This is a genomic window from Romboutsia sp. (assembly GCF_035470145.1).
Taxonomy (GTDB): Bacteria; Bacillota; Clostridia; order Peptostreptococcales; family Peptostreptococcaceae; genus Romboutsia_D.
Map to the genome: position 1 here is coordinate 1 of NZ_DATIRC010000040.1, position 1831 is coordinate 1831.

General features: G+C 23.6%; 2 protein-coding genes. Both read left to right on the top strand.

Annotated features, from left to right (window positions below; all coding sequences use genetic code 11):
* Window positions 1-223: 223 nt before the first annotated feature.
* Window positions 224-1591 carry a MutS-related protein gene (locus VLM92_RS01550; protein ID WP_325274596.1) on the top strand — a complete coding sequence of 456 codons (1368 nt, stop codon included), beginning with the start codon at window positions 224-226 and terminating at the stop codon, window positions 1589-1591.
* A 23-nt stretch (window positions 1592-1614) separates the two neighbouring features.
* A partial coding sequence (locus VLM92_RS01555; protein WP_325274597.1) for a lysine 5,6-aminomutase subunit alpha TIM-barrel domain-containing protein occupies window positions 1615-1831 on the top strand: 217 nt, incomplete at its 3' end.

The window sequence follows — 1831 nt, forward strand, 5'->3', positions numbered from 1 at the left end:
GCTATAAATAAAGTGAATTTAATAGGAATAAGTGTAAATCCAACATCTATTAATGGATATAGCTTTAATGAAGAAGATTTTATCAATAGCATTCAAAATAAAACTAAATTAAAAGTATTTAACGTTATGAGTTAAATAAGAAGGTGATAGTATTAAACAGTTTATAAATGATGAATTAAATACGATTACAGCTTTTGGAAACGAAGAAAAAAGAAATATAAAAATGTTTAAAAAATGTAATACTGATAAACTCATAAAAGAATTGGATTATATAGAAGTTATAAGTAAAAGCATATTAGAAAATAAAGATACATTTGATGAAATACAATATATATTTTGCAAAATAAAAGATATAAAAAATACTGTAAAAAGATTAGCAAATAAAGATACATTAGATGAAGTAGAACTTTTTGAACTTAAAAATTTTGCTATGAGCACGCAAGAAATAATCAAAAACTATAATAAATTGAACTTAAAAATAGAATATATAAACTTTAAAAGTTTAGAAAAAATAATAAAAATATTAGATCCAGAAAACTTAAAATTATCAACGTTTTATATATATGATTCATATAGTAAAGACTTAGCACAAATTAGAAAATCTAAAGCTACTTTAGAAAATAAAATATTTAAAGCAGTAGACATAGAAAAAGTTGAAAAATTAAAAATAGAGCGATTAGAAATAATAGTACAAGAAGAAAAAGAACAACTTAAAATAAAAAAACAACTAAGCAACAGTCTTATTAATTATATAGAAGATATAAATGTAAATATGAAATCTATAGGTAAATTAGATTTTTTAATAGCCAAAGCTAATTTAGCAATAAAATATAACGGTATAAAACCAATTATAAATAAGGAAAATAAAATATACTTTAAAGATCTTATAAATCCAAACATGTATAAAATTTTGAAATTAGAAAATAAAAAATACATGCCAATAAGTATAGATATAAATAAAAAAACAACTTTAATAACAGGTGCAAATATGGGTGGCAAAAGTGTAAGTATGAAAACTATCGTACTTAACTTATATCTATTCCAATGTGGATTTTATGTATTTGCAAAGCAAGCTAATTTATGCGTACTTGACTTTATATACTTAATAAGTGATGATATGCAAGATATAAATAAAGGACTTAGCACCTTTGGAGCTGAAATTATAAAGTTAAAAGAAATAACAAGGCTTATGAATTTACAAGATGGATTTATAGCATTAGATGAATTTGCAAGAGGTACTAATCCCGTTGAGGGAAGAACACTTTTAAAAGCTATATGTACATATTTTAAAAAGTTTAATTCTATAAGTTTAATATCTACTCACTATGATGAAGTTTTGTTAGATGATGTTGATCATTATCAAGTAGTAGGTCTTAAAAATGTAGATTTTGAAGGTTTAAAACGTCAGATAGATTTGAAAATTTCACAAAATAGTAAATGCAAAAAAAGTATAGATATACTTCAAGAAAATATGGACTATAGATTAGAAAAAGTAAACAAAGAAACTAAAGTACCAAAAGATGCTTTAAATATTTGTAAGCTACTTGGATTAAGTAATGAAATAATAGAAATAGCAGATAAAAATTTGTAAAGGTTATTACAAGGGGGATAAAAATGAGTAAATTAAATTTGAATTTTGATATAGTACAAAAGGCTCGTAAATCTGCACAAAACATTGCACTAGATACACAAGAGTTTATAAACAAGCACACTACAGTATCAGTGGAGAGAACTATTTTAAGACTACTTGGAATAGATGGTGTTGATGAGTTTAATGTACCATTACCTAATGTTGTAGTAGATAACATTAAAAATTCACAAAAGACTGGGG

Excerpts from the sequence above, each read along its gene's own strand:
- VLM92_RS01550 (WP_325274596.1), top strand. The coding sequence starts at position 224 with ATGTTTAAAAAATGTAATACTGATAAACTCATAAAAGAATTGGATTAT.